Raw genomic sequence first — 417 nt, 5'->3', positions numbered from 1 at the left:
CATATGGAGAAAGATTTCTAAATTTATTGTAATTTAAATCAATTATTATATATAATAAATAAATTATCAAAAAATCCAGAAACAAGAAGAGCAATTATGATTACATGGAATCCAAATNNAGATATATATTCAAATNACCCACCATGTGTTANNTCTATAGAAGGGATTATTCAGGGAAAATATCTAAACCTTACAGAATATATAAGAAGTAATGATATGTTTAGGGGATGGCCATTAAATATGTATGCATTAATTAGAATTGGNGAATATATTGTTAATGAAATAAATAAAAGAACAAATAAAGGATATGAATTGGGAATTGTTACAACAATTTCATCATCTGCACATGTATATGAACATGATTTTCAATATATGGAAAAAGTATTAGAAAAATATGGATATAGAATAAGGTCTTTT

Annotated in this window: 1 protein-coding gene; it reads left to right on the top strand. The window is 24.1% G+C overall.

Annotated elements, in window-relative coordinates:
• Positions 1-21 precede the first annotated feature (21 nt).
• Positions 22-417, top strand: a 396-nt coding sequence (locus LUA84_RS01305) for a thymidylate synthase (RefSeq protein ID WP_256443578.1), incomplete at its 3' end; no start/stop codon positions are given.

The organism is Candidatus Nanopusillus massiliensis, from assembly GCF_920984865.1.
This window is presented reverse-complemented; position numbering and strand designations above follow the sequence as displayed.